The following is an 18,776-nucleotide window of genomic DNA, read 5'->3' on the forward strand; positions in this document are numbered from 1 at the left end:
GGCTGCGAGTTTCCGCTCCACGGAATCAACAATCCGTATAGCGAAGTTATCCGGCGAGCTTCCCGCCGGTCAACACCCTCTTGCCGCCCGCGGGATACGGGGCATCGTCTCCATGGAGCCATGGTGACCGCTACGCAAGGAGTCCGCGTGCCGACCGATGTCATGACCTTCAACCTGCGCTACGCGAGCGACAGGCGCCCGAACAGCTGGCCCGAGCGCCGCCCGGCCCTGGCCGCACTGCTCCGCACGTCCCGTCCCGCCGTGATCGGCACCCAGGAGGGGCTGTTCCAGCAGCTGCGGGACATCGAGGCGGACCTCGGCGGGCGCTACGCGTGGATCGGCACGGGCCGCGAGGGCGGCAGCCGCGGCGAGTTCATGGCGGTGTTCTACGACACCGGGCACCTGGCCCCGGTGGAGTACGAGCACTACTGGCTCTCCGGCACCCCGGACGTCATCGGCTCCAACACCTGGGGCGGCAGCTCGGTCCGCATGGTGACATGGGTGCGGCTGCGGGATCTGTGGACGGGCGGGGAGTTCTACGTGGTCAATACGCATCTCGATGTGTCGAGCGCCGTGGCCCGCGAGCGTTCCGCCGAGCTGATCCTGCGTCGCCTCGGCGACCTCGATCCCTCGCTGCCGGTGGTGCTGACCGGCGACTTCAACGTCCCGGCACACGCCGACCCCGTGTACGAGGCGTTCCTCGCCGCGGGCCTCGTCGACACGTGGGACGCGGCCGGACAGCGAGGAAAGCAGTACGCCACCTTCCACGGCTACGAACCGCTCGTGCCGGACGGCGACCGGATCGACTGGATCCTCACCTCGCCCGGCGTCCGCACGCACGCTGCCGAGATCGACACCTTCCGCCTCGACGGACAGTTCCCGAGCGACCATCTGCCCGTCCAGGCGCGCCTGTCCCTGCCGTGAACAGACCGAGGGCCCCCGGATCCGCGGAACGGATCCAGGGGCCCTCACACGCGAGCTCAGCCCTTGCGGGACTCGATCTCCGTGGTCAGCTGCGGGACGACCTCGAAGAGGTCGCCGACCACGCCGTAGTCGACCAGGTCGAAGATCGGGGCCTCGGCGTCCTTGTTGATGGCCACGATGGTCTTCGAGGTCTGCATACCGGCGCGGTGCTGGATCGCACCGGAGATGCCGGAGGCGATGTACAGCTGCGGCGAGACCGACTTGCCGGTCTGGCCGACCTGGTTGGAGTGCGGGTACCAGCCGGCGTCGACGGCGGCACGCGAGGCGCCGACGGCGGCACCGAGCGAGTCGGCCAGCTTCTCGATGATCGCGAAGTTCTCGGCGCCGTTGACGCCGCGGCCGCCGGAGACCACGATCGCGGCCTCGGTCAGCTCGGGGCGGCCCGTCGACTCGCGCGGGGTGCGCGAGACGACCTTGGTGCCGGTGGCACCGGCCGAGAAGGAGACCTCGAGGGCCTCGACGACGCCCGCGGCCGGGGCGGCCTCCACGGCGGCGCTGTTGGGCTTGACCGTGATGACCGGGGTGCCCTTGGAGACACGGGACTTGGTGGTGAAGGAGGCGGCGAACGCGGACTGCGTCGCGACCGGACCCTCGTCGCCGGCCTCGAGGTCGACGGCGTCGGTGATGATGCCGGAGCCGATACGGACCGCGAGGCGGGCCGCGATCTCCTTGCCCTCGGCGGAGGACGGCACGAGGACCGCGACCGGCGAGACGGCGGCGTGCGCGGCCTGCAGCGCGTCCACCTTCGGTACGACGAGGTAGTCGGCGAACTCCGGGGCGTCCGCGGTCAGGACGCGGGGGGCACCGTGCTCGGCGAGCGCGGCGGCGGTGTCCGCGGCGCCGTTGCCGAGGGCCACGGCCACCGGCTCGCCGATGCGGCGGGCCAGGGTCAGCAGCTCCAGGGTGGGCTTGCGGACGGCGCCGTCGACGTGGTCGACGTAGACGAGAACTTCAGCCATGGGACTTCTTCTCTCCTGCAAGTACGAAGCTTTTGGGGGCGGTTACCGGGCTCTGCGAGCCATGACCTCGTAAGGCCTAGATGAACTTCTGGCCCGCGAGGAACTCGGCCAGCTGCTTGCCGCCCTCGCCCTCGTCCTTGACGATCGTGCCGGCGGTGCGGGCCGGACGCTCGGCCGCGGAGTCCACGGCGGTCCAGGCACCCTCGAGACCGACCTCGTCGGCGTCGATGTCCAGGTCGTCGAGGTCGAGCGCCTCGACCGGCTTCTTCTTGGCGGCCATGATCCCCTTGAAGGAGGGGTAACGGGCCTCGCCCGACTGGTCGGTGACCGACACGACGGCCGGCAGCGCGGCCTCGAGCTGCTCGGAGGCGGTGTCGCCGTCACGGCGGCCCTTGACGGTGCCGTCCTCGACGGAGACCTCGGACAGGAGGGTGACCTGCGGGACGTTCAGCCGCTCCGCCAGGATCGCCGGCAGCACACCCATGGTGCCGTCGGTGGAGGCCATACCGCAGATGACCAGGTCGTAGCCGGTCTTCTCGATGGCCTTGGCGAGCACGAGCGAGGTGCCCATGACGTCGGTGCCGTGCAGGTCGTCGTCCTCGACGTGGACGGCCTTGTCGGCGCCCATCGACAGCGCCTTGCGCAGCGCGTCCTTGGCGTCCTCGGGACCGACGGTCAGCACGGTGATCTCCGCGTCGTCCGCGTCCTCGGCGATCTGCAGCGCCTGCTCGACCGCGTACTCGTCGAGCTCCGAAAGGAGGCCGTCGACGTCGTCGCGGTCGACGGTCAGGTCATCGGCGAAGTGCCGGTCGCCGGTGGCGTCGGGCACGTACTTCACACAGACAACGATCCTCAAGCTCACGCCGGCTCTCCTACTGCATCGTCTTGAACTGGGCTGGCTGCTGCCTCGTACCAGGCAGCATAGGCGCCTGGAGCGGCGGTTCCCGGACGGGGCGCCCTGTGCTCCGCTCGGAATGTTACTAGTCAGTACACCTTGCACTTACCCGCTGAGCAAGCGCTTGGAACTGTGACCTTGCCAACGGATCGTATGGGCTGGGGCCGCGAGTGCCCAGGCACGCGCGGCGGAGGTTGGTCACACTGCGGACAGGTCGCGTCTCACGTGTCGCGCAGGCCGTTGAACCCGCCCCCGTGGTACAGGAGCGGGAGCCCTTCACCGGACGCGTCCCCCGCCACCACTTCGGCCACGATGAGGCGGTGGTCGCCGGCGGGGACGCGCGTGAGGATCCGGCAGCCGAGCCAGGCGAGGACGCCGTCGAGGACGGGCACGCCGTGCGGGCCCGGGCGCCAGGCCGTGGGCGGCGCGAAGCGGTCGGCGCCGGTGCGGGCGAAGCGCGCGGCGAGCTCGCGCTGGTGCTCGCCGAGTATGTGCACGCCGACGTGCTCGGCCTCGGCGAGCACGGGCCAGCTGGAGGAGCCCGTGCCCACGACGAAGGAGACCAGCGGCGGCTCGGCGGCGGCCGAGGTGAGCGAGGTGGCCGTGAAGCCGACGGGCCGCTCCCCCTGGGCGGTGATCACCGCGACCCCCGCGGCATGGCGCCGGAAGACCGACCGCAGCAGCTCGGGCGAACCGGGCTGCACGGGTGCGGCGGGATGCGGCAGGGCGCGCTGCAGGTCGGCGAGGTCGGGCATGACCTCAGGCTTTCGATAGGTGCCCGATGCAGTCAAGTCGCCCCGGGTATCTGGGAGAAGACTCACGCGGTGCCCGTCCCTCGTCACACCGCCGCCCCGAGCGCGGCGATCACGTCCGCCTTGCGGGGCTGGCCGCCGGCCCGGCGTACGACCTGACCGCGGGCGTCGAGGACCAGGACGGTCGGTGTGCGGTCGATCTCCAGGGCGCGCATCAGGTCCAGGTGGTCCTCGGCGTCGATCTCGATGTGCCTCACCCCCGGGACCATCGCGGCCACGTCGGCGAGGATCCGCCGGGTGGCGCGGCACGGCTGGCAGAACGCGCTGGAGAACTGCACGAGGGTGGCCGCTCCCCGAGCTCCGCCCCCAACTGCCCGGCCGTGAGCGTCGTTCGCCCTGTTTCCACCTGATCCTCCTTGCCGCCGCTGCCTGGTGCAGCGCGCTCGGCGCCGCGAAGATTCCCGAGCTCACAGGGTGTTTTGCCGGTGTACGGCGAGAGTTCCGCCCGCGTACGTGATGAGAATCTCTCGCCACCGGGGGCGTTCAGGGTGGCTGAACCGGTCCCCATGGGGCACGATCTCGCCAAGCCCTCAAACCTACGGGCGCGTAACTTCGAGCCCGGGCGACCCGCCCCTGGCCTACGGAAGGGTCTCCGACACCCATGGCAGAACTCGTGTACCGCCCGGTCATCGGAGCGGCGCTGACCATGTTCAAGGCGCTGGATCTGAAGATCGACCTGAAGGGGTCGGAGCACATTCCGCGGACCGGCGGCGCCGTTCTGGTCAGCAACCACATCAGCTACATGGACTTCATCTTCGCCGGGCTCGCCGCCCGGCCGCAGAAGCGCCTGGTGCGGTTCATGGCGAAGGACTCCGTGTTCCGGCACAAGGTGTCCGGGCCGCTGATGCGCGGGATGAAGCACATTCCGGTGGACCGCGCGCAGGGCGAGCAGGCCTACGCGCACGCGCTGGACTCGCTGCGCAAGGGCGAGGTCGTCGGGGTGTTCCCGGAGGCCACGATCTCCACGTCGTTCACCCTGAAGAGCTTCAAGTCGGGTGCGGCGCGGCTGGCGCAGGAGGCCGGGGTGCCGCTGATCCCGGTGGCGCTGTGGGGCACGCAGCGCATCTGGACCAAGGGCAGGCCGCGCAACTTCAAGCGCTCCCACATCCCGGTGACGATCCGCGTGGGCGAGCCGGTGGAGGCGCCCAAGGACCAGTTCGCGGGCGCGATCACGCGGCGCCTGAAGGACCGGGTCCAGGAGCTTCTGGAGGCGGCTCAGCGCGCCTACCCCGTGCGCCCCAAGGACGCCGAGGACACCTGGTGGGTGCCCGCCCACCTGGGCGGCACGGCCCCGGCCCCCGCGAAGGCGCGCGAGGCCGAGGCCGGCTGAGCGAAGGCGCGATTACGCCCGGTCGTGCACGGTCAGGCGGACGCCGGGGCTGAACTTCTCGAGCAGCTCCGCCAGTTCGGCGGCGGCCGCTTCGAGGCCCGCGTGCTCCCCCATGCCCTCCAGCAGGAACAGGGCGTTGACGGAGGTGTCGTCGAGGCAGGTGCGCGGGCCCTGCCGCCAGTTCCAGCGGCGGCAGGTGACTCCCTCAGCGTCGCACCAGACGACCTCGCCCGGCTCGGGATGGTCCACGACCTGCTCGCCGCCGGCGACGGTCACGAAGTCCTCGGTGCCGCTCGCGCGGATGAGCCGCATGCCGCCCTGGATGCGGTCCAGGTCCTCGCCGCCGAGCGGGATCAGATGGGCCACGCTGATCGCGTTGTAGACATCGACGAGCGTGTTGATCCGGGGCAACCCCGCATCGCTCAGCGCCCGCTTGGCCAGCGCCTCCGCGGAGTTCCTGGTGCGGCTGGGCTTGGCGCCGAACGCGGTGTAGGCCGCGCGCCAGGCCGCCATGTGCGGATCCTCGTGCGGTGCGCGGCCGCCGAGCCGCTCGGTGAGCCTGCGGGTGGCTTCGTCGAGCAGGTCCGAACTGGCCTGCGTACTGGGCGTGTTGACGAGGCCGTACGCTTCGACGACGACGTGGTGGAAGCCGGGCGCGAGGCTGCGGACCTCGTCGGCGACCGTGAGCTGGACGGGCATGACCTGCCTTAGAGAGTGAGCGAGTCCGGGAGGTTCTCCCACAGATACGGCCGGTCCGGGGCGCTGCGCAGAATGTCGAGCACCGCCGGATGCGGTACATCGAACAGTACCGGATAGTCCACCTCACTGGACTCTGCGTCCGGCACCCACGCCAGCCGCTCGCCGTCGAGGGAGAACCGCGCATCGACGCCGGGCTTGTTTCCGCGAGGGTCCTGCCGGTGCCACGCCCCGTGGAAGCGGACGGCGATCAGGCCGTGCACGCACCAGCCCGTACCGGCGTCACAGGTGAGGCGCTGATAGCAGAGCGCGGTCGGGATGTCCTCGGCCCGCAGCAGTGCGGCGAGCGCGTGGGCCTTGGCGTGGCAGATCCCGGTGCCCTGCTCCAGGACGTCGGACGCGCGCCAGGTGACACGCATATCACCGGTGTCGGCCGAGTGCGGGATCGTGTCCCGAACGAACTCGAAGGCCGCCTGGGCGTATGAGTATGAATCGGCGGCCTCTTTCGCGAGACGCGCCGCGGTCTCCCGTACGAGCGGATGGTGAAGGTCGATGACGTCGTCCGCCGCCAAGTACGCAGAGAGGTCTGGGTTTTGCTGGATCAGCTCCATGGCACGCGAGCATAGGTAAGCGATCGACCGAGGGTCAATGTATTTACGGTCGATCGCATACCTATGCAGCTAGTGAGAAGGGGCGGCTAGCGCGCCATCTCCTCCTTGAGCGCCGCCACGAACGAGTCCACGTCGTCCTCGCGGGTGTCGAAGGAGCACATCCAGCGCACGTCGCCGGCGGTCTCGTCCCAGAAGTAGAAGCGGTAGCGCTCCATGAGGCGGCGGCTGACCTCCTGCGGGAGCCGCGCGAACACCGCGTTGGCCTGGACCTCGTAGAGGATCTCCACGCCGTGCACGGCCCGCACGCCCTCGGCCAGGCGCTGGGCCATCTCGTTGGAGTGCCGTGCGTTGCGCAGCCAGAGGTCCTTGGCCAGCAGGGCCTCCAACTGCACCGAGACGAAGCGCATCTTGGAGGCGAGCTGCATGGACATCTTGCGCAGGTGCTTCATGTGCCTGACCGCGTCCGGGTTCAGGACAACGACCGCCTCTCCGAAGAGCATCCCGTTCTTCGTACCGCCGAAGGACAGGATGTCCACGCCCGCGCGCGAGGTGAAGGTGCGCAGCGGGACGTCGAGCGAGGCGGCCGCGTTGGCGATCCGGGCGCCGTCGAGGTGCACCTTCATGCCGCGCTCGTGGGCGTGCTCGCAGATCGCGCGGATCTCCTCGGGCGTGTAGACGGTGCCCAGTTCGGTGTTCTGCGTGATCGAGACGACCTGCGGCATCGCGCGGTGCTCGTCCTCCCAGCCCCACGCCTGCCGGTCGATCAGCTCGGGGGTGAGCTTGCCGTCGGGCGTCGGGACGGTGAGCAGCTTCAGGCCGGCGACCCGCTCTGGCGCTCCGCCCTCGTCCACGTTGATGTGCGCGCTCTCGGCGCAGACCACTGCGCCCCAGCGGTCGGTCAGCGCCTGGAGCGCCGTGACGTTCGCGCCCGTGCCGTTGAAGACCGGGTAGGCCTCGGCGCTCGCGCCGAAGTGCGCGCGGATCAGCTGTTGCAGGTGCGCCGTGTAGTCGTCCTCGCCGTAGGCGACCTGGTGGCCGCCGTTGGCGAGGGCGAGGGCCGCCATGACCTCGGGGTGCGCGCCCGCGTAGTTGTCGCTCGCGAAGCCGCGTATCTCCGGATCATGGTGGCGCTTGGCGTCGGTTCTCGGCGGGTTGGTGGGGCTGGTCACGGCTGCTCGGTCAGCCACAGGCGCTTTCCGTTCACTTCCGGGGCGGGCCGCTCCCAGACTCCGGCGATGGCCTCGGCCAGCTCCTTGACGTCCGTGAAGCCCGCGAACTTCGCGTTCGGCCGCTCGGCGCGCATCGCGTCGTGCACCAACGCCTTCACGATCAGGATGACAGCCGCCGCCGTCGGGCCCTCCTCGCCCCCCGCCTTGCGGAAGGCGTCGCCGAGGGCCAGGGTCCAGGCCTCGGCGGCCGACTTGGCGGCGGCGTACGCGGCGTTGCCCGCGGTGGGCTTGCTCGCGCCGGCCGCGCTGATCAGCAGATAGCGCCCGATGGGGCTGCGCAACAGTCCGTCGTGGAAGGCCAGCGAGGTGTGCTGGACGGTCCGGATGAGGAGCTGGTCGAGGAAGGTCCAGTCGTCGAGGTCGGTCTCCATGAAGGAGGAGCTGCCGCGCCAGCCGCCGACGAGGTGCACGAGGCCGTCGATCCGGCCGAACTCCTTCTCGGTGCGGTCGGCCCAGGCCTTGGCCGCCTCCAGGTCGAGGAGGTCCACCGTGTCGCCCGTAACTGTGGCGCCGCCGTGCGCATAGCGCGCGGCGTCCACGGCCTCGGCGAGCTTCGCGGCGTCCGCGTCGGCGGCCACCACAGTCGCGCCGGCCTCGGCCAGGCGCAGCAGGGTGGCGCGGCCGGCCGCTCCGGCGGCGCCCGCCACGGCGATCACGGCGCCGTTCAGCGTCCCGTTCCCGTTTCCGTTCATGGCCCTCACCTCCGCGCGCGGATGGCTCACGCGGCCACCTGCTCGACGCTCGACGCGGTGATCCCCTTGGTCGAGGCGATCACGGACTTCAGCTTCTTCGACAGCGCCTCATAGAACATGCTCAGCGGAAACTCGTCCGGAAGCACCTCGTCGACGAGCTTGCGCGGCGGCAGGCTGGTGTCGAGGGCGTCGGGGCCCTTGGCCCAGCGCGAGCCCGGGTGCGGGGAGAGGTAGCGCGAGACCAGCTCGTACGCGGCGAACCAGTGGACCAGCTTCGGGCGGTCGATGCCGGCCCGGTAGAGGTCCTCGATCTCGGTGCACAGCTGGTTGGTGATCTCGGGGGCGCGCTGCCAGTCGATGTGCAGCTTGTTGTCCGTCCAGCGCAGCACGTCGTGCTGGTGGAGGTAGGCGAAGAGCAGCTGGCCGCCGAGGCCGTCGTAGTTGCGCACGCGCTCACCGGTGACGGGGAAGCGGAACATCCGGTCGAACAGGACCGCGAACTGCACGTCGCGCGCCTGCGGGACGCCCTCGGCCTCCAGCTTCACGGCCTCCTTGAAGGCGGTGAGGTCGCAGCGCAGCTCCTCCAGGCCGTACATCCAGAACGGCTGGCGCTGCTTGATCATGAAGGGGTCGAAGGGCAGGTCGCCGTGGCTGTGGGTGCGGTCGTGGACCATGTCCCACAGGACGAAGGCCTCCTGGCAGCGCTCCTGGTCGCCGATCATCTCCTGGATGTCCGCGGGCAGTTCGAGCCCGAGGATGCCGACGGCGGCCTCGGTGACCTTGCGGAAGCGGGCGGCTTCGCGGTCGCAGAAGATGCCGCCCCAGCTGAAGCGCTCGGGGGCCTCGCGCACGGCGATGGTCTCGGGGAAGAGCACAGCGGAGTTGGTGTCGTAGCCCGAGGTGAAGTCCTCGAAGGTGATGCCGCAGAACAGCGGGTTGTCGTAGCGGGTCCGCTCGAGCTCGGCGAGCCACTCGGGCCAGACCATCTTGAGGACGACCGCCTCGAAGTTGCGGTCCGGGTTCCCGTTCTGCGTGTACATCGGGAAAACCACGAGGTGCTGCAGGCCGTCGGCGCGGTGCGCCGCGGGCTGGAAGGCCAGCAACGAGTCCAGGAAGTCCGGGACTTCACAGCCGCCGGCCACCCAGCGGCGCAGATCCGCGGTGAGGGCCGTCAGGTACGCGGCGTCGTGCGGCAGGAGCGGGGCGAGCTGCTCCACGCCCGAAACGATGCGCTCCACCTGGGAGTCGACCTCGCCCTTCGAGGGAGCGCCCGCGGCGGTGAAGTCGACGGAACCGTCCGCGGACTGCCAGACCCTGAGCGTCTCGACCGCATCCTTGAGCATGGGCCAGGCCGGGTGCTCCACCACCCGGTCCGCGGGAGGAACGACTCCCCCGATTGCGTCCTGCACAAGAATTTCCGTCATGCCACTTCCTCCACGGGAGAACCTCGCGTAAAGACACCGTATGCATGCGAGGTTCTCCACCACAAGAGGGGCCTCGGGAAATTATCCTGCGTCACCCCCGTCGCCACCGGAATTCTTCCTGTCGGACACTGTGGCGGCGATGGAGTCCACGACCCCCGCCAGTGCGGTGCGGGCGTCGTCGAGATGGTCCGCGAGGCCGAAGAAGCCGTGGAACATCCGGGGGAAATGGCCCGCCGTGACCGTCACGCCGGCGGTGCGCAGGGCTTCGGCGTAGGCCCGGCCCTCGTCCGCGAGCGGGTCGCAGCCGGCGGTCACGATGTGGGCGGGGGCGAGGCCCGCCAGGTCGCCACGGAGCGGGGAGACCCGCGGGTCGGCGGGGTCGGAGCCGGGCGCCACGTACTGCTCCTTGAACCACAGCATCGAGGCCTTGGTGAGGAAGTAGCCCGTGGCGTAGCGCTCGTACGAGTCCCAGGTCCGCGAGACGTCGGTGATCGGGTAGACCAGCGCCTGGAGCGCGAGGGGCAGTCCGCGGTCGCGTGCGGTCTGTGCGGTCACGGCCGCGATGTTCCCGCCCGCGCTGTCTCCGCAGACCACCAGCGCGTCCGGGTCCCCGCCCAGTTCGGCCACGTGTCCGGCGGCCCACTCCAGCGCCGCCCAGGCGTCGTCGACGGCGGCGGGGAAGGGGTTCTCCGGGGCGAGCCGGTAGTCCACGGACACCACCGCCGCGCCCGCGCCCCGGCACAGCGCGCGGGCGGTCCCGTCGTGGGAATCGAGGTCGCAGATCGTCCACCCGCCGCCGTGGAAGAACACGACGGTGGGCCGGGGGCCGGGCGCCTCGACCGGATCGGGCAGATAGATGCGTACGGGTATCTCCGGCGCCCCCTCGGGGCCCGGGACGGTGCGGTTCTCGACCGAGCCGACTTCCAGGGGCGGCACGTCCGGCTTCGGGTTGGCGGCCAGGAGGCGGCGGGCCTCGGCCGCGTCGGTGACCTCGCGGCCCAGCGGCGGTACGGCGGCCGTCATCAGGTCGGCGAACACCCGGGCCTCGGGGCTGAGCCCGTCCTCGCCGACGACCTGGCGGTGCGGGTCGGCGGGGGCCGTCTCGGGTTCGGCGCTCATCGGTTCTCCTTCTGGCGCTGCTGCGGGGTCTGCTCTTCGCGGTGCTGGGGAGGCTGCACTTCGCGGTGCCGCGGAGGCTGCTCTTCGCGGCGCTCAAGCGAGGCCTGCCCACTCCGGGGCCGCGGGGTCCGCTCGGAGCGGAAGTGCGGGATGACCTTCTCGCCCCACTGCCGAATGGTCTCCATGCAGGCCTCCTGCGGGACCGTGCCCATCTGGATCAGGCACATGATCTCGTCGGCGCCCGCGTCGCGGAGCTGCTCGACGTAGGCGATGGCGTCCTCGGCGGTGCCGTAGGCGTGGTCCGCGTTGAAGGTGGCGGTGGCGGTGGGGCGTACGGGGATGTTGTGCTCGTGCAGCCGGGCCACGACCTGCTCGGCGGCCTCGCGCATGGCCGCGGCCTCGTCGGCGCCCTCGACCACGGCCTCATCCGGGATGCCCGCCCCTCCGTACCAGTGACCGATCGACTGGGCGAAGAATCGCTGCCCGCGGATGCCGATCCGCTGCGCCGTCTCCCGGTCGTCGAGAACGATCGTCGGACACAGTACGGAGAAATGATCGTTGACGACAGAGGAGACGAAGCGCGAGCTGTCCCGGCCGGCCAACGCGCTGTCGTAGGCCTCGCGCATCTCCTTGATGGACTGCGGCCCGGCGAAGCCCATCACCAGCGCACCGATGCCGAGCTCGGCGGCCTGGCGCAGGGTGTCGGCGCGGCTGCACGCCAGGAACAGCGGGGGGTGCGGGGTCTGCTGCGGGCGGGGCAGGATCGGGTGCGGGTCGATGTCGATCAGCTCGCCGTGGTACTCGAGCTCGTCCTCCTGCCAGGCCTTGCCGATGATCCGCAGTGCCTCCTCGACCTCCTGCGTGGTGCGCTCCTTGTCGACTCCGCACAGCGAGGTCTCCTGCTCGGTGCCGCCGCGGCCCGCGCCGAGATCGAGCCGGCCGCCGGAGAGCAGGTCGAGCATGGCGGCCCGTTCGGCCACGCGCGCCGGATGGTTGAAGTTGAAGGGCATGCACACCACACCGTGCCCGATGCGGATGGTGCTGGTCTTCGCGGCCACCCAGGTCAGGAAGATCTCCGGGGCGCTCATGTGCGCGTACCACTTGAGGGAGTGGTGCTCGACGGCCCAGATCCGGTCGAACCCCATCTCCTCGGCGTAGACGGCCTGTTCCACGCAGTCACGGATCACCTGGTGCTCGCGCTCCACCGTCGGGTCCGCCAGCTGGGCCTCGAAGATCACGGAGAACTTCACGGTTCCTCCTGGGAGTTGGGCCCACGCAGCGGGACCCGGCGCCGTATGCCTAATAGCTATATGACTAGCCGTCAGGTCTCGAAGTGGCAAGGGATACGACACAGGGATTGCATCCGGGCACCGGCCCCTCTTGAATGCGCGCATGGCTGATCAGCACCTTTCGCCGCCGGACCGCACCCCGGAGGCCGGCCGCGCCCTGCCGCCGACCGCTTGGGCCGTGCTCGGGCTGCTCTCCTTCCCCGGTGAGCGGACGGGGTACGAGCTGAAGAAGTGGGCCGACGCCTCGCTGCGGTTCTTCTACTGGTCCCCCGCGATCAGCCAGATCTACGCCGAGCTGCGACGGCTCGAGTCGCTCGGTTACGTGACCTCGCGCCGCTCGGGCGCGGAGGCGCCCCGCACGAAGCGCACGTACGCCATCACCGCCGCCGGCCGGGAGGCACTCGCGGACTGGGCCGGCACCACCCAGGACGCGGGCGCCGCGGTGCTCAAGCATCCGCTGCTCCTGAGGGTGTGGCTGGGGCATCTGACGTCTCCCGCGCATCTGCGGGAGCTGGTCGTGGAGCACATCGCGCGCACCAAGGGCGAGCTGAAAGAGGTGACGGACGCCGCCGCGCAGGCCGAGGGAGTGGAGGCCTGGGCGCATCCGCAGATCGCGCTGCGCTGGACCGAGCGGCGGCTGCGTTCCGAACTGGAGCTGGCCGAGGCGATGTTGACGGACCTGGACGAGCTGCCCTCGTAGCCACCGCGCCGCGACCGCCTCCGCGCGCCCGCGTCAAAGTGCGCGGGACTCGCCCACCCACGGGTGACGCGGATTGGCCGGGCGTGGCCGCGCGGCGCTAGGACAGGGGATCCCGTCCCCGTCCGCCGTCGGAGCGCCGCCACCGTGAGTACCCGTGCCGTTCTTGTCGCCGCCGTGATCACCGGCCTCATCCTGGGCATCGCCGGAGCCCGAGCGGACGCCTCCGTTCCGCCCCGCACGTCCGGGTTCATCTCCGTGGCGGGCCGTTAGGCTGCGGGCTGCCGCGTGGGGTACGGGACTGCTGACACGCGGCTGCTGCCCGTGCAGCACGAGAGCCGCCCGTCGACGGAAGCGAGTGAACCTTGAACTTCGTCACCATCGGTCATCGCGGAATCATGGGTGTGGAACCCGAGAACACGCTCCGCTCCTTCATCGCCGCACAGCGTGCCGGCCTGGACGTCGTCGAGCTCGATCTGCATCTGAGCAAGGACGGCGCCCTGGTCGTCATGCACGACGCGGAGGTGGACCGCACCACCGACGGCAGGGGTCCGATCGCCGAGAAGACGCTCGCGGAGCTGCGTGAGCTGGACGCGGGGAAGGGCGAGCGCATCCCGGTGTTCGAGGAGGTCCTCGACGCCGTACGGGCGCCGCTCCAGGCCGAGATCAAGGATGTCGCGGCCGCGCGGGCGCTCGCCGAGGTGATGCACCGGCGCGACCTCGTGGGCCGCGTCGAGGTGCTGTCCTTCCACGACGAGGCGCTGGCCGAGATGGCCAAGCTGGTCCCCGGGGTGCGCACGGCGCTGGTCGCCAGCCGCTACGGGACCGACGTGGTGGAGCGCGCGGTCGCCGTGGGCGCGGGCGCCTTGGTGCTCAACATCCGCCGGCTCACGCTGGAGACGGTGGAACTGGCCCGCAAGGAGGGCCTGCGCGTGATCGGCTGGGTGGTCAACACCCAGGACCACCTCCGGCTGGTGCGCGCCCTGGAACTCGACGGCGCGACCACCGACTACCCGGAGATCAAGCGCACGGGCCGCTTCACGGCCTGAGCGATCCCGCCACGGAACCGCCGCGCTGTCGGGGCGTGCAGCGGCAGGCCGCGCGCACGGTCACGCGAGCGGCTTGACGAGAAGCTCGAACTTGAGGTCCGGGCGGCGCGGGATGCCGAAGCGCTCATCGCCGTACGGGAACGGGGTGTAGCTGCCCGTACGGCGGTAGCCGCGCCGCTCGTACCAGGCGATCAGGTCCTCGCGCTGCGCGATGACGGTCATCTGCATCTCGCGCACGCCCCACTCCTGGGCCGCGAAGCGCTCGGCCTCGGCGAGCACGGACTTGCCGAGGCCCGCGCCCTGCAGCCCGGGCCGCACGGAGAACATCCCGAAGTAGGCGGCCTCGCCGCGGTTCTCCAGCTGGCAGCACGCCACCAGCTCGCCCTCGCGCAGGGCCACCATGAGGCGGCTGCCCTCCTGGTCGATGACCGCGCGCACGCCGTCGGGGTCGGTGCGCTGTCCGTCGAGGAGGTCCGCCTCGGTGGTCCAGCCCGCGCGGCTCGCATCGCCGCGGTACGAGGACTCGACGAGCGCGACGAGCGCGTCCACGTCCGCGTACGTGGCGTCGCGGAAGGCCAGGTCACCGGAGACGGGGCGGGTGTCCATGCGGGCGGGCCTTTCAGGAGGAGTTGCAGCGAGGCCGTGAGCGTAACCCGCGGGGGCTAGCCTCGACGAGCATGGTCCATGTATTGAGCAGCCGCGTGCTGCTGCGTCCCACCGATCCCGAGCGCAGCCGGTCGTTCTACGGCGGTGCGCTGGGTCTTGAGATCTACCGCGAGTTCGGTACGGGGCCCGAGCGCGGCACTGTGTATTTCCTGGGCGGTGGGTTCCTGGAGGTCGCGGGCCGGTCACCCGAACCGCCTGCGCCCGGGCTCCAGTTGTGGCTCCAGGTGGCCGACGTCCGGGCCGTGCACGAGGAGCTGCGCGCCCGCGACGTCGAGATCCTGCGCGAGCCCGTGCGGGAGCCGTGGGGGCTGGTCGAGATGTGGGTCGCCGATCCGGACGGGGTGCGCATCGCCGTCGTGGAGGTGCCTGCGGACCATCCGCTGCGGTACCGGCCCTGAGGGAGCTGCGGGTGCTAGGGGGTGGCGCCCGAGGTCCAGTTGTCCGGCAGGTCACCGGCGGGGATCTCGAAAGTGGCCAGAAAGTACTCCGCCTGGCCGCAGTTGACGTTCTCGCCGCCGGTGAGCTCGGCCGACACCGTACGACCCTTCACCGCCAGGCGCGCTCCGGTGTTGCGGCACCCGGGCAGGACGATTGCGAGGCCCACCTCGCCGTCGGCCGGTGTCACGGTCAGCGCCTTGCGGACCTGCGGCAGCTTGCCGGCCTCCGCCGCTTCGAGGGCGGCGTACAGCCGCTCGGCCTCGCCCCGGGGGCCGAGCCGCGTGCCGCGGAGGTCGTGGTCCGGTCTCATGGCCAGCGGGCCGAGCTCGACGAAGGCCGTGCGCTCGCCCGGGCCGTCGTCGGCCGTGTCCACGAGGAAGCCGCATCCGCCCACGGCCAGCGCGAGGGCGGCCGCGGGCAGGGTGCGTGTGAGTCGGCGCATGCCCGCCTTGACGCGGGCGGGTGCGGGGCCGGTTCCTGCCGACGCCTCGGACCGGCCCTCAATTCCCGCCATTCCGGCGGGAATTACGCGCCATACGCCTCTTGGTCTACACCAATCACGCCCTTCCCCGTATCCTCTCCCGTGGCCAGTAGCACTCAATCCCCCCACCTCGTTGCGTGCCGGCACGGTCGACACCACCTCTTCCCTGCCCGAGCAGCCAGGTGCCCCCTCGTCGCTCCTGGAGGATCACGGTGAACGTACGCACCAGAACCTCGGCGGTCATCGGCACCATCGCACTCGCCGCGTCCTTGGCCCTCTCGTCCCACCCCGCCCTGTCCGCCGCCCCGGCGGGCGCTCCCTCCAGCGCCTCGATGGTCGCACCCCACCGCGCCCCGGCCGTCGCACTCGAAGAAGTGGCCAAGGCGCAGAACCCCATCGCCGGCGCCGCGGGACCCCGCGGACAGCTCTGGATCGCCGAACGGGCGGGCACCGTGCGCATCCTGGGCAAGCAGGGGCTCGGCACGCCCGTGCTCGACATCTCCGCCGAGACCACCACCGACGGGGAGCGCGGGCTGCTCGGCATCGCCTTCTCCCCCGGCCACCGGCACTTCTACATCTCGTACACGGATCTAGAAGGCACCAGCACCGTCGACGAGTTCGCGGTGCGGGACGGCAGGCTCCGGCCGGAGACACGGCGCACCGTCCTCACCCAGACGCAGCCGTACGCGAACCACAACGGTGGCGACATCGCGTTCGGACCCGACGGCCTCCTCTACATCGCGCTCGGCGACGGCGGTTCGGGCGGCGATCCGCACGGCAACGGCCAGAACCTCGGCACGCTGCTCGGCAAGATCCTGCGCATCGACCCGCGCGGCGGCACACCGTACGCGATCCCCGAGGACAACCCGTTCGTCGGCGAGCCCGGCGCGAAGGAGGAGATCTGGGCGTACGGGCTGCGCAATCCGTGGCGGTTCTCCTTCGACAAGACCGCGGGCGACCTGTGGATCGGGGACGTCGGGCAGAGCGACTGGGAGGAGATCGACCGGGCGCCCGCGAGCAGCAAGGGCGGTGAGAACTACGGCTGGTCGCAGATGGAGGGCACGCACCCGTTCCGCGGCGGCACCGAGCCCGCGAACCATGTGCCGCCGGTGTACGAGTACGACCGCACCGGTCTCGGTTGCTCGGTGACCGGCGGGTACGTGTACCGAGGCAAGGACATTCCGGCGCTCAAGGGCCGGTATGTGTTCAGCGACTACTGCGACGGCACGCTGCGGGCCCTGACGGTGGACGGCGGCAAGGTGACCGGCGTGACCGACCTCGGGGTGAGCGGCGGCGAGGTCGTCTCGTTCGCGCAGGGCTGCGACGGTGCGCTGTACGTGCTCGCGCAGAGCGGCAGCGTGTTCCGTATCAAGGCCACCTGACGGGCCCCGCCGGTGGGGTGCGCTGCGGGCGGTGGCGCACCCCCGACGTGACGGGCCGCCCGTCAGGCGAGCAGGTCGGCAAGCCGGGCCAGGAAGACGGTCTGCGCCTTCACGAGCTTGTCCGCCGCGTCGTCGAGTGACCACCACGCCACCCTGTCGAGCTCGGGGAACTCCCGCAGCACGCCCGACCCCTTGGGCCACTCCATCCGGAAGGTGCCGGGCACCACGGTGTCCGGGTCGAGGTCGGCGCGGACCGCCCACACGGTGACGGTCTTGCCGCCCGACTGCCGGACCTCGCCCAGCGGCAGGAACGCGCCCTCGGGCGGCGGCAGTCCGAGCTCCTCCTGGAACTCGCGCCGGGCCGCGGCCATCGGCTCCTCGTCCGGGGTGTACTCGCCCTTCGGGACGGACCAGGCACCGGCGTCGCGCCGGGCCCAGAACGGTCCGCCCATGTGCCCGAGCAGCACCTCGATGCGCCCGCCTGTCTCGCGGAAGAGCAGCAGGCCCGCGCTGCGCTTGTCGGTCATGGGCCCAGTAAACAACCGCCGGGCGCCCGGGCCGTTCAGCGGCGCAGCTTGTCCTCCATCCATGCCACGCCGAAGGCGGTGAGTTCGCGGGCGTCGAACAGGTGGCTCTCGGCGGCCCCCACCAGGCCCCGCACACCGCCGCCCGACGCCACGAACTCCTGCCCGATGACCTCGAAGGCGTCGCGCTCCGGTCCGACCACGGGCGTGTAGTCGAACGCGCCCTCAGCCGAGTCGATGTCGTGGAAGCGCCGCCACTCGCGCCGGCCGTCCACGAGGATGGGCTGCTCGTAGTCCACGAAACGCTTGCCCGGCGCATCGGCCAGAGCCTCCGCGTGGTGCAGCACGGTCAGCGAGTCGAGGCCCGCGCCGAGCACCAGGACCTTGCCGCCGAGTGCGACCAGGCGCGCGAGCGGGCTGTCCGGTCCGTGCGGGTCGTCCCAGGGGTGGTCGTCCATCAGTCGGTGCGCCGCGGCGCCCAGCGCGGCGAAACTCGCGTCGGGGTGGCGGCTGCGCACGGCTCCGGGCTGCCGGCGCAGGGCCTCGGGCAGCCGGCCGAAGGAGTGGTCGCACTCGGCGCGCTCCGGGTCGAACGCCGGGTGCTCCGCGCGCACCGCCTCCTGCCAGTCGGGCGGCCAGGTGGTCCACTCGTACGGCGGGGCGTCGTTCCACCCGCAGGTCACCATCAACGTCCCCTGGTCGCCGACGACTTCGCGCAGCGCGTCGATGAGGGTCTGCGAGCCGCCGGTCACATAGCCGAGGGCGGAGAGCCGCGTGTGGAACATCACGCTGTCCCCGGGACCGAGTCCGAGGGCGCTCAGGTCGCGCACGAGACGGGTGCGGGTGACGGGGCCGTTGGAGAGCTTCAGGAGGGCGAGTTCGTCCACGGGCCCAACTTAGCTGTACGGGATCGCCCGTTGGCATCCGATTTTTCCGTGCGGGTCCGGCGAGGCGGCCGGCGCGGTCCGGTGCGGTCCCGGAGGTCACGTACGACGTCTCGCGCCCGGCGCCCTAGTCGTACGCGTCCGTCAGGCAGTCCGTGCGGCAGGCGCCCGCCTCGAAGCGTTCGCGCAGTGCGGCGGCGGCCTGCTCGCGCGGCACCGGGTAGTGGCCGAACTGGGCGGTCATCACGCGGATCACATCGTCCACGCGGATGATCGCCGGTTCGTCGGGAGCGGCCTGGCGGCGGGCCGCCGCGATCGCCATGTCCGCAGCTCTGCGCAGCTCACGCGCGAAGATACGGTCCTGCGCCTCCAGGGCGCGCAGTGGTGCGAACGGCCGCCGGACCCGTCCGCGCCAGAGCAGCCCGAACAGGATCAGCACCACCCCCGCCGCCACGATCAGCAACCCGAACGGTTCCGTCCCCACCGCTTCCCCCACCGCCGCTCGCGCCGTCCCCGTGGCCCACCGGGCTCCCCGTTGCGCTCCCCTGTGTACACCCGTGCGCCGCGTACGACCCCCCGACTGCGGGCATCGACCTCACGACACCGTCGAACTGG

At 71.1% G+C, this 18,776-nt stretch carries 22 protein-coding genes and 1 pseudogene; 7 read left to right on the top strand and 16 right to left on the bottom strand.

Features of this window, described 5'->3' with window-relative positions; all coding sequences use genetic code 11:
• The first annotated feature begins 48 nt into the window (after window positions 1–48).
• Window positions 49–924, top strand: coding sequence for an endonuclease/exonuclease/phosphatase family protein (locus BLT97_RS01115; RefSeq protein WP_425442653.1), 876 nt, complete (start codon window positions 49–51; stop codon window positions 922–924).
• Between the two features lie 56 nt (window positions 925–980).
• Here BLT97_RS01115 and BLT97_RS01120 read toward each other — a convergent pair whose 3' ends face one another.
• The 4 genes and pseudogenes from BLT97_RS01120 to BLT97_RS01135 all read right to left on the bottom strand — a co-directional run.
• Entirely contained in the window at window positions 981–1,943 is a 963-nt protein-coding gene (locus BLT97_RS01120) for an electron transfer flavoprotein subunit alpha/FixB family protein (RefSeq protein ID WP_093606729.1), read from the bottom strand.
• 76 nt (window positions 1,944–2,019) lie between these two features.
• Complete coding sequence (locus BLT97_RS01125) at window positions 2,020–2,805, bottom strand: electron transfer flavoprotein subunit beta/FixA family protein (protein ID WP_093606730.1); 786 nt, start codon at window positions 2,803–2,805, stop codon at window positions 2,020–2,022.
• Between the two features lie 254 nt (window positions 2,806–3,059).
• Window positions 3,060–3,593, bottom strand: coding sequence for a flavin reductase family protein (locus BLT97_RS01130; protein ID WP_093606731.1), 534 nt, complete (start codon window positions 3,591–3,593; stop codon window positions 3,060–3,062).
• 83 nt (window positions 3,594–3,676) lie between these two features.
• A pseudogene (locus tag BLT97_RS01135) lies at window positions 3,677–4,036 on the bottom strand (TlpA family protein disulfide reductase); the annotation flags it as partial.
• A 215-nt stretch (window positions 4,037–4,251) separates the two neighbouring features.
• On the opposite strand from BLT97_RS01135, the gene BLT97_RS01140 reads away from it, so the two are divergent.
• Entirely contained in the window at window positions 4,252–4,980 is a 729-nt protein-coding gene (locus BLT97_RS01140) for a lysophospholipid acyltransferase family protein (protein WP_093606733.1), read from the top strand.
• 12 nt (window positions 4,981–4,992) lie between these two features.
• On the opposite strand, the gene BLT97_RS01145 is transcribed toward BLT97_RS01140, so the two are convergent.
• The 7 genes from BLT97_RS01145 to BLT97_RS01175 form a co-directional block, all read right to left on the bottom strand.
• A complete protein-coding gene (locus BLT97_RS01145; RefSeq protein WP_093606734.1) occupies window positions 4,993–5,679 on the bottom strand; it encodes a B3/B4 domain-containing protein in 687 nt (228 codons plus the stop codon).
• A gap of 8 nt (window positions 5,680–5,687) precedes the next feature.
• Window positions 5,688–6,287: a transglutaminase domain-containing protein gene (locus BLT97_RS01150; RefSeq protein WP_093606735.1), complete on the bottom strand. Its 600-nt coding sequence runs from the start codon at window positions 6,285–6,287 to the stop codon at window positions 5,688–5,690.
• Between the two features lie 86 nt (window positions 6,288–6,373).
• Entirely contained in the window at window positions 6,374–7,456 is a 1,083-nt protein-coding gene (locus BLT97_RS01155; protein ID WP_093606736.1) for a threonine aldolase family protein, read from the bottom strand.
• On the bottom strand, window positions 7,453–8,208 hold the full coding sequence (locus BLT97_RS01160) for an SDR family NAD(P)-dependent oxidoreductase (protein ID WP_093606737.1): 756 nt from the start codon (window positions 8,206–8,208) through the stop codon (window positions 7,453–7,455). Before BLT97_RS01160 ends, BLT97_RS01155 begins: the two co-directional genes overlap by 4 nt.
• Before the next feature lie 26 nt (window positions 8,209–8,234).
• Window positions 8,235–9,632, bottom strand: coding sequence for a DUF6421 family protein (locus BLT97_RS01165; RefSeq protein ID WP_093606738.1), 1,398 nt, complete (start codon window positions 9,630–9,632; stop codon window positions 8,235–8,237).
• Between the two features lie 81 nt (window positions 9,633–9,713).
• The gene (locus BLT97_RS01170; RefSeq protein ID WP_425442654.1) at window positions 9,714–10,655 is read right to left on the bottom strand and encodes an alpha/beta hydrolase; all 942 of its coding nucleotides are present in this window, start codon (window positions 10,653–10,655) and stop codon (window positions 9,714–9,716) included.
• A 92-nt stretch (window positions 10,656–10,747) separates the two neighbouring features.
• A complete protein-coding gene (locus tag BLT97_RS01175; protein WP_093606740.1) occupies window positions 10,748–12,001 on the bottom strand; it encodes an LLM class flavin-dependent oxidoreductase in 1,254 nt (417 codons plus the stop codon).
• A 142-nt stretch (window positions 12,002–12,143) separates the two neighbouring features.
• On the opposite strand from BLT97_RS01175, the gene BLT97_RS01180 reads away from it, so the two are divergent.
• From BLT97_RS01180 to BLT97_RS01185, 3 genes are all read left to right on the top strand, one after another.
• Window positions 12,144–12,740 carry a PadR family transcriptional regulator gene (locus tag BLT97_RS01180; protein ID WP_093606741.1) on the top strand — a complete coding sequence of 199 codons (597 nt, stop codon included), beginning with the start codon at window positions 12,144–12,146 and terminating at the stop codon, window positions 12,738–12,740.
• Between the two features lie 144 nt (window positions 12,741–12,884).
• Entirely contained in the window at window positions 12,885–13,010 is a 126-nt protein-coding gene (locus BLT97_RS38860) for a hypothetical protein (RefSeq protein WP_281251108.1), read from the top strand.
• Between the two features lie 92 nt (window positions 13,011–13,102).
• Window positions 13,103–13,786 carry a glycerophosphodiester phosphodiesterase gene (locus BLT97_RS01185; RefSeq protein WP_093606742.1) on the top strand — a complete coding sequence of 228 codons (684 nt, stop codon included), beginning with the start codon at window positions 13,103–13,105 and terminating at the stop codon, window positions 13,784–13,786.
• 60 nt (window positions 13,787–13,846) lie between these two features.
• Here BLT97_RS01185 and BLT97_RS01190 read toward each other — a convergent pair whose 3' ends face one another.
• A complete protein-coding gene (locus BLT97_RS01190; protein ID WP_093606743.1) occupies window positions 13,847–14,392 on the bottom strand; it encodes a GNAT family N-acetyltransferase in 546 nt (181 codons plus the stop codon).
• A 71-nt stretch (window positions 14,393–14,463) separates the two neighbouring features.
• Here BLT97_RS01190 and BLT97_RS01195 point away from each other — a divergent pair, with 71 nt between their 5' ends.
• The gene (locus BLT97_RS01195) at window positions 14,464–14,850 is read left to right on the top strand and encodes a VOC family protein (RefSeq protein WP_093606744.1); all 387 of its coding nucleotides are present in this window, start codon (window positions 14,464–14,466) and stop codon (window positions 14,848–14,850) included.
• 14 nt (window positions 14,851–14,864) lie between these two features.
• Here BLT97_RS01195 and BLT97_RS01200 read toward each other — a convergent pair whose 3' ends face one another.
• Window positions 14,865–15,332 carry a hypothetical protein gene (locus BLT97_RS01200; protein WP_093606745.1) on the bottom strand — a complete coding sequence of 156 codons (468 nt, stop codon included), beginning with the start codon at window positions 15,330–15,332 and terminating at the stop codon, window positions 14,865–14,867.
• A 251-nt stretch (window positions 15,333–15,583) separates the two neighbouring features.
• On the opposite strand from BLT97_RS01200, the gene BLT97_RS01205 reads away from it, so the two are divergent.
• Window positions 15,584–16,753 carry a PQQ-dependent sugar dehydrogenase gene (locus tag BLT97_RS01205; protein WP_093606746.1) on the top strand — a complete coding sequence of 390 codons (1,170 nt, stop codon included), beginning with the start codon at window positions 15,584–15,586 and terminating at the stop codon, window positions 16,751–16,753.
• A gap of 62 nt (window positions 16,754–16,815) precedes the next feature.
• Here the strand turns inward: BLT97_RS01205 and BLT97_RS01210 are convergent, their stop codons facing one another.
• From BLT97_RS01210 to BLT97_RS01220, 3 genes are all read right to left on the bottom strand, one after another.
• Entirely contained in the window at window positions 16,816–17,280 is a 465-nt protein-coding gene (locus tag BLT97_RS01210) for an NUDIX hydrolase (protein ID WP_093606747.1), read from the bottom strand.
• A 35-nt stretch (window positions 17,281–17,315) separates the two neighbouring features.
• Window positions 17,316–18,164: an aminoglycoside 3-N-acetyltransferase gene (aac(3), locus tag BLT97_RS01215; RefSeq protein ID WP_093606748.1), complete on the bottom strand. Its 849-nt coding sequence runs from the start codon at window positions 18,162–18,164 to the stop codon at window positions 17,316–17,318.
• A gap of 124 nt (window positions 18,165–18,288) precedes the next feature.
• Complete coding sequence (locus BLT97_RS01220) at window positions 18,289–18,645, bottom strand: hypothetical protein (RefSeq protein ID WP_093606749.1); 357 nt, start codon at window positions 18,643–18,645, stop codon at window positions 18,289–18,291.
• Between the last annotated feature and the right edge of the window lie 131 nt (window positions 18,646–18,776).

The sequence above is a fragment of the Streptomyces indicus genome (genome assembly GCF_900100315.1).
Lineage (GTDB): Bacteria > Actinomycetota > Actinomycetes > Streptomycetales > Streptomycetaceae > Streptomyces > Streptomyces indicus.